The sequence below is a fragment of the Micromonospora sp. NPDC005220 genome, from assembly GCF_040607895.1.
In the GTDB taxonomy this organism is placed as follows: Bacteria; Actinomycetota; Actinomycetes; order Mycobacteriales; family Micromonosporaceae; genus Micromonospora.
Genome location: NZ_JBEXHP010000008.1, coordinates 129,361 through 136,203, shown reverse-complemented (window position 1 = coordinate 136,203; position 6,843 = coordinate 129,361). Strand labels below are relative to the sequence as shown.

The 6,843-nt window shown below is 71.0% G+C and carries 5 protein-coding genes; 4 read left to right on the top strand and 1 reads right to left on the bottom strand.

Annotation, left to right across the window (positions count from 1 at the left end):
- Positions 1–114: 114 nt before the first annotated feature.
- Positions 115–1,452 carry a C39 family peptidase gene (locus ABZU52_RS06120; protein WP_354969973.1) on the bottom strand — a complete coding sequence of 446 codons (1,338 nt, stop codon included), beginning with the start codon at positions 1,450–1,452 and terminating at the stop codon, positions 115–117.
- Positions 1,453–1,662: 210 nt separating this feature from the next.
- Here ABZU52_RS06120 and ABZU52_RS06115 point away from each other — a divergent pair, with 210 nt between their 5' ends.
- The 4 genes from ABZU52_RS06115 (at position 1,663) to ABZU52_RS06100 (ending at position 6,835) form a co-directional block, all read left to right on the top strand.
- A complete protein-coding gene (locus ABZU52_RS06115; RefSeq protein ID WP_354969972.1) occupies positions 1,663–3,537 on the top strand; it encodes a M14 family metallopeptidase in 1,875 nt (624 codons plus the stop codon).
- Between the two features lie 355 nt (positions 3,538–3,892).
- Positions 3,893–4,822, top strand: a complete 930-nt coding sequence (locus ABZU52_RS06110; RefSeq protein ID WP_354969971.1) for an ABC transporter substrate-binding protein — start codon at positions 3,893–3,895, stop codon at positions 4,820–4,822.
- 31 nt (positions 4,823–4,853) lie between these two features.
- Positions 4,854–6,005 (top strand): iron ABC transporter permease, encoded by a 1,152-nt coding sequence (locus tag ABZU52_RS06105; RefSeq protein WP_354969981.1) that lies wholly within the window; start codon positions 4,854–4,856, stop codon positions 6,003–6,005.
- Positions 6,002–6,835: an ABC transporter ATP-binding protein gene (locus tag ABZU52_RS06100; protein WP_354969970.1), complete on the top strand. Its 834-nt coding sequence runs from the start codon at positions 6,002–6,004 to the stop codon at positions 6,833–6,835. The genes ABZU52_RS06105 and ABZU52_RS06100 overlap by 4 nt, the downstream gene beginning before the upstream one ends.
- Positions 6,836–6,843 lie beyond the last annotated feature (8 nt).

Here is a 6,843-nt window from a genome sequence, read left to right as displayed (position 1 = left end):
CGCGGCGTTTCTTCTCATTAACTTCAACAACAACCGCGTGGAGCGGGGCCGCCCCGGGGCCGCCCCGGGGCCGCCCCGGGGCCGCCCCGGGGCCGTCCCGGGGGGTGGGGTGGGTTACCAGTTGGTGGAGTTGGGGAGCTTGGGCCAGGGCTTCTCCAGCGGCTTGATCAGGTACGCGATGCCGCCGGAGCCGCCGGAGACGCCGCCGCTGGCGTTGGTGCGCTTGGTCCGTAGCCAGATCTGCTCGAACTGCGCACGCTTGTAGACGTTGCGCACCACGTCGTTGCTGGACGAGGCCGGGTCGTTGACGATCACGTCGCCGTCGGCGGTGAAGCCGACCACCACGAAGAGGTGCCCGGAGGTGCCGTAGTTCGCCCCGTCCAGCTCGCTGGCGAGGAAGGACTGGCTGGTCACGACGGGGATGCCGGCGGCGATGAAACGTTCCAGCTCGTCCAGCGAGTGCAGCCGGGTCACCCGGCCCTCCAGCCCGGGGAAGCTGGCCGCGTACGCGGTGTTGAACGGCCAGTTGCCCGCGCCGTCGTACGCGTAGTCGTAGGTCATCCGGGCGGCGTGGTTGACCGTCGGGTCGGGGTAGGTCGGGTCCACCCAGGAGGTGTCGGCCGCCGACGGTTTGCGGCCCCAGTACTCGACCACCATCTCCGTCGAGGTGGGCGAGCACCACGCCTCGCCGCCGCCGTCGTACTCGGGGTAGTGCCCGGCGTGCACGTTCTGCGAGTAGCGCGGCACCGGTAGCTCCCGGCCCCAGGCGATGTGTCCGGCGCTCGGCGGCACGGTGAACCGGTCCGGCACTGTGGAACTCATCGCGCCCAGCATCCGGACCACCGGCGCGGCGCTCTGCCCGGGTGCCCGGTAGAGGGTCAGTTTGAGCTGGTACGACCGCAGCAGCACGCCGGCGCTGGCGTCGTCGATGCTGAAGGTGTCGGTCCAGATCGTCGACCAGGGGTCGCCCTGCCGGTTGACGCTGGTCCGCTTGATGTCGGCGTCGCCGGACGCCCAGCGACCCAGCACGTACCACGGGGTCTGGTCGCCGCTGGTGTAGTTGCCCTGCATCTCCACCTGGATCCAGGTGCCGGCGGGGGTCTCCGCGTTCCAGGAGGCGATCAGCTCGGTGGCGTCGAACCCGATCCGGGTCACCGGCGAGGTCCAGGTGCCGTACTCCCAGCTGCGGGTGGCGCCGGTGTGCGGGTCCGCGTACTCGATGGTGCCGGCCGGGCGGGCCAGGGTGACGCCCGCGCGGGCCCCGGGCACGACGCGGGTGCCGGCCTGGCTGCCCCGGTGCCAGTCGGCGGGCCCGGACCAGTCCTGGTAGGTGATCAGCTCGTCGTGAACGGGGGCGGGCGGGTGGGCTGCCATCGCGGGCGCGGCGGTGGTGAGCAGGGTGAGCGTGTTGACGCCGGCGAGGGCGGCCGCGCGCAGGCGGGATCTGGCCATGGGTGCTCCGCGGTGTCGAGGGGGCATCGTCGCTGGTCAGTTTTCCGCTTGGAGGGAAGTTTCGCCAGATGTTGATAGGTGGAAAATCATTGCCGCCGTGATGATCCCCTTGGGATGCATAAGACAGCGATCAATATTGATATGACCATGTGACAGGTGGTGAAGTGTCCTTCACCGAGCGGGATCTCCCGCCCATCGAGGAGGTAGTCCATGGCCCTCCGCACGCCCATCCCCCTCCGCCGTGTCCTGGTGCTCGCCGTCGTCACCGGGCTGGGCATCGTCACCGTCGCCGCCGGTCCGGTCAGCGCCCGACCGGCACCGGACCGCACCGCAGAGCCGGCCGCCACCGGTTACCGGGTGCTCGGGCCCCGGACCCTCGCCGACCGCAACGCGGTGGCCCGCACCGGAGCCGCCATCGACTACTCCGAACACGGGGTGCTGCACATCTCGGCCACCGCGGGCGAGGCCGCCGCGATCGGCAAGCTCGGCTTCCGGCTGGAACCGCTCGCCCCGCCCCCCAGCGCCGAGCGCGGCGCCGGCGAGATCGGCACCATGGCCTTCCCACCGGCCGACTCCAACTACCACGACTACGCGGAACTGACCGCCGTCGTGAACCAGGTCGTCGCCGACCATCCGGCGATCGCCCGCAAGATCAGCATTGGTTCGTCGTACGAGGGCCGAGACCTGATGGCGGTGAAGATCTCCGACAACGTCGGCACCGACGAGAGCGAGCCGGAGATCCTGTTCAACTCCCAGCAGCACGCTCGGGAGCACCTGACCGTCGAGATGGCGATCTACCTGCTCAACCTCTTCACCGACAGCTACGGCAGCGACTCCCGGATCACCAACATCGTCAACAGCCGCGAGATCTGGATCGTGCCGACGGTCAACCCGGACGGCAGCGAGTACGACATCGCCACCGGCTCGTACCGGTCCTGGCGTAAGAACCGGCAGCCCAACAGCGGCTCGTCCAACGTCGGCACCGACCTGAACCGCAACTGGGGCTACAACTGGGGTTGCTGCGGCGGCTCGTCCGGCACCACCTCGTCGGAAACCTACCGCGGCCCGTCGGCGTTCTCCGCCCCCGAGACGCAGGCGCTGCGCAACTTCGTCAACGGCCGGGTGGTCGGCGGTGTGCAGCAGATCAAGGCCAACATCGACTTCCACACGTACTCGGAGCTGGTGCTCTGGCCGTACGGCTACACCACCGCGAACACCGCGACCGGGATGAACGCGGACCAGTACAACACCTTCGCCACCATCGGTCAGCAGATGGCGGCCACCAACAACTACACGCCGGAGCAGTCCAGCGACCTCTACATCACCGACGGCGACAGCCTCGACTGGATGTGGGCCACCCACAACATCTGGGCGTACACCTTCGAGATGTACCCGGGCTCGTCCGGCGGCGGCGGCTTCTACCCGCCCGACGAGGTCATCCCGGCGCAGACCTCGCGCAACCGGGAGGCGGTGCTGATCCTCAGCGAATACGCCGACTGCCCGTACCGGGCCATCGGCAAGCAGGCGCAGTACTGCGGCGGTGGCGGCACCACGGTCTGGTCGGACACCTTCGAGACCGCCACCGGCTGGACCATCAACCCGTCCGGCACCGACACCGCCACGGCGGGCGCGTTCGAGCGGGGCGCCGCCCAGGCGACCACGTCCTCCGGAGCCAAGCAGCTCACCCCGTACGCCGGGTCCAACGACCTGGTCACCGGCGCGGCGGCCGGTTCGGCGGCCGGTGACTACGACGTCGACGGCGGGGTGACCAGCGCCCGGTCCCCGGCGGTGACCCTGCCGTCGTCCGGCACGCTGACCCTCTCGCTCGCCTGGTACCTGGCGCACGGCTCGAACGCCTCGTCGGCGGACTACCTGCGGGTGAGCGTGGTGCACAACGGCGGCACCACCGCGCTGCTCACCCAGGCCGGCGCGGCCAGCAACCGCAACGGAAGTTGGGCGGTAGCGAACCTCAACCTCACCCCGTACGCCGGCCAGTCGGTCCGCGTGCTCGTCGAGGCCGCTGACGCGTCCGGAGCCAGCCTGGTGGAAGCGGCTGTGGACAACGTCACCATCACGTCCTCCTGATCGGGTGGGGCCCCGTCCCGCCCCGGCGGGGCCCCACCACCCGCTCCCGAGCCTCCAGATATGGGACATATCCCCACGGTGGTGCGGTCCGGTCGATCGTCAAGCGCCGATCGACCCTTGATCGATCCGGCATTTCCTGGCGGTGCGCTACCGTCTTAGCGACCAGTCCGCAGCGAAGCCGGTGCTCAACCCGGCGCTGTCCCGCAACTGTGATGCCCCACCGGCCGGTGGGGACGAGCCAGGTCGCCTACGGATCGGTCGCGATACGCGCTCTCGAGGAAGGGCGCCTCGTGGGCGGGCGTACGAAAGTCCCTGTCGGCGAAGCACCACACTCCTCGACCGACAGGAGGCCCCTATGTTCAGACGTACCCCTCGGCTCTTCGCGGCGACCCTCGCGGTCGCCGCGCTCGCCCTCGGCGCCTGCGCCGAGAAGGCCGACGACAAGCCCAGTGCCGGCACCGCGGCCGCCGCATATCCGGTGACGGTCGGCGCGCTCACTCTCGACAAGCGCCCCGAGAAGATCGTCGTGTTGTCGCCCACCGCCACCGAGATGCTCTTCGCGATCGGTGCCGGCCCGCAGGTGACCGCCGTCGACGACCAGTCGAACTACCCGGCCGACGTACCGAAGACCGACCTCTCCGGCTTCCAGCCGAACGCCGAGGCGATCGCCGGTAAGAACCCCGACCTGGTGGTGCTCTCCGACGACCGCAACAAGGTCGTCGAACAGCTCACCAAGCTGAAGATCCCGGTGTACCAGACCCCGGCGGCGACCACGCTCGACGACTCGTACCGGCAGATCACCGAGCTGGGCACGCTCACCGGGCACGCCGACCAGGCCACCGACGTCACCACCCGGATGAAGGACGACATCGCCAAGCTGGTCAAGGACCTGCCGCAGCGCGCCGAGAAGCTCACCTACTTCCACGAACTGGGCCCGGAGCTGTACACCGCGACCAGCAAGACCTTCATCGGCTCGCTCTACAGCCAGGCCGGCCTGACCAACATCGCCGACCCGGCCGACGCGGACGGCAAGAACTTCGGCTACCCGCAGCTCTCCCAGGAGTTCGTCGTCAAGGCCGACCCGGACTTCGTCTTCCTGGCCGACGCCAAGTGCTGCCAGCAGAACGCCGACACGGTCAAGGCGCGCAGTGGCTGGGCCGGCCTCACCGCGGTGAAGAACAACCAGGTCGTCGCCCTGGACGACGACATCGCCTCGCGCTGGGGCCCACGGGTCGTGGACCTGCTCCGGGTCATCATCGACGCGGTCGCCAAGGTGCCCGCGTGACCATCGTCCGTCGGTGACCGGGTCGCGACAGATGTCCGACCCGGCACCACCCGATCAGCCGGCCGGGCCGCCGCCTGCGGCACGGCCGGCTGGGCTGCTCTCTACGACTCGGCCGGCGGGGCCGCGCACTGCGTCCCGGCCCGCCGGGCTGCGGAAGCGCTGGCTGGTCGCCGGGGTGTTCGCGGTGCTCGTCGCGCTCGTCGTCGGGGTGTCGCTCGGCCCGGTGAGCCTGCCCCCGGGCAGCGTCGCCGCCGAGCTGCTCAACCTGCTTCCCGGGGTGCACCTGGACAGCGGGCTGACCGAGCGCGAAATCGCGATCGTCACCGAGCTGCGCCTGCCCCGGGTGGTGCTGGGCCTGCTCGTCGGTGGTCTGCTCGCCCTCGCCGGTGGTTGCTACCAGGGCGTGTTCCGCAACCCGCTGGCCGACCCGTACCTGCTCGGGGTGGCCGCCGGCGCCGGCCTCGCGGTCACCGCGGCGATCGCCCTCGGCGGCGGCGGTCGGCAGGGCACGCTCTCCGGGCTACCGATGACCATTCCGCTGGCCGCGTTCGCCGGTTCCCTGCTCGCCGTCACGATGACCTACGTGCTCGGCGCGGCCGGCGGGCGACGCGGGTCACCGGCGATGCTGATCCTGGCCGGGGTGGCGGTCTCCGCGTTCCTCTCCGCCGGGCAGACCTACCTGCTGCAACGAAACGCCGACAGCATCCAGCCGGTCTACTCCTGGCTGCTCGGCCGGCTGGCCACCGCCGGTTGGCACGACGTGCTGCTGGTGCTGCCGTACGCCGCCCTGACCACAGTGGTGGTGCTGCTGCACCGCCGCGAGCTGGACGTCCTCGCGGTCGGCGACGACGAGGCACGAAGTCTCGGCCTGCACCCGCAGCGCACCCGCTACCTGCTGATCGCAGCTGCCTCCCTGGGCACCGCGGCGGCGGTCTCCGCGACCGGGCTGATCGGCTTCGTCGGCATCATCGTGCCGCACACCGTCCGGCTGCTCGCCGGATCCAGTTACCGGGTGATCCTGCCGATGTCACTGCTGTTCGGCGGCGCGTTCCTGGCGCTGACCGACGTGGTGGCCCGCACCGCCGCCGCTCCGGCCGAGGTGCCGATCGGAGTGGTGACCGCCCTGCTGGGCGGCCCGTTCTTCGTCCTCGTACTGCGGACCGCCCGGCGAGTGCTCACGTGAGCCGCGAATCCACCGCCGGTGCAGCGGCCGTCGGTGCCTCCGCCGCCGGTGCGCCGGCCGTCGAGGTGCGCGGGCTGCATGTCGACCTCGGTGGCACGCCGATCCTGAGCGGCGTCGACCTCACCGTCGCCGCCGGCGAGTGGGTCACCGTGATCGGCCCGAACGGCGCCGGCAAATCGACACTGTTGCGCGCCGTCGGCGGCCTGCTGCCCGCGCCGGGGGCGATCACCCTCTTCGGTACGCCGAGTGCCGCGCTGCGCCGTCGGGACCGGGCCCGGGTGGTGGCCACGGTGGCCCAGTCCCCGGTGGTGCCGCCGGGCATGTCGGTGCTGGACTACGTGCTGCTCGGCCGCACCCCGTACATCCCGACCCTGGGCCGGGAGTCAACCGCCGACGTCGACGCCGTGCACGAGGTGCTGGGGCGGTTGGACCTCACCGGCTTCCACCGTCGCGAACTGGCCACCCTCTCCGGCGGCGAACGGCAGCGGGTGTTCCTCGCCCGGGCGCTCGCCCAGGGCGCGACGCTGCTGCTGCTCGACGAGCCGACCAGCGCGCTCGACATCGGGCACCAGCAGGACGTGCTCGAACTCGTCGACCAGCTGCGCCGCGAGCACGGCCTGACCGTCCTGGCCACGATGCACGACCTGTCCCTGGCCGGTGAGTACGCCGACCGGATGGTGATGCTCGCCGGCGGTCGGGTGGTGGCCGCCGGGACCCCGCCCGAGGTGCTGACCGAGGAGCTGCTCGCCACCCACTACCGGGCCAGCGTCCGAGTGGTGCCCGGTGCCCACGGCCCGCTGGTGGTCCCCGTCCGCCCCACCCGCCGCTGAGCTCGCGG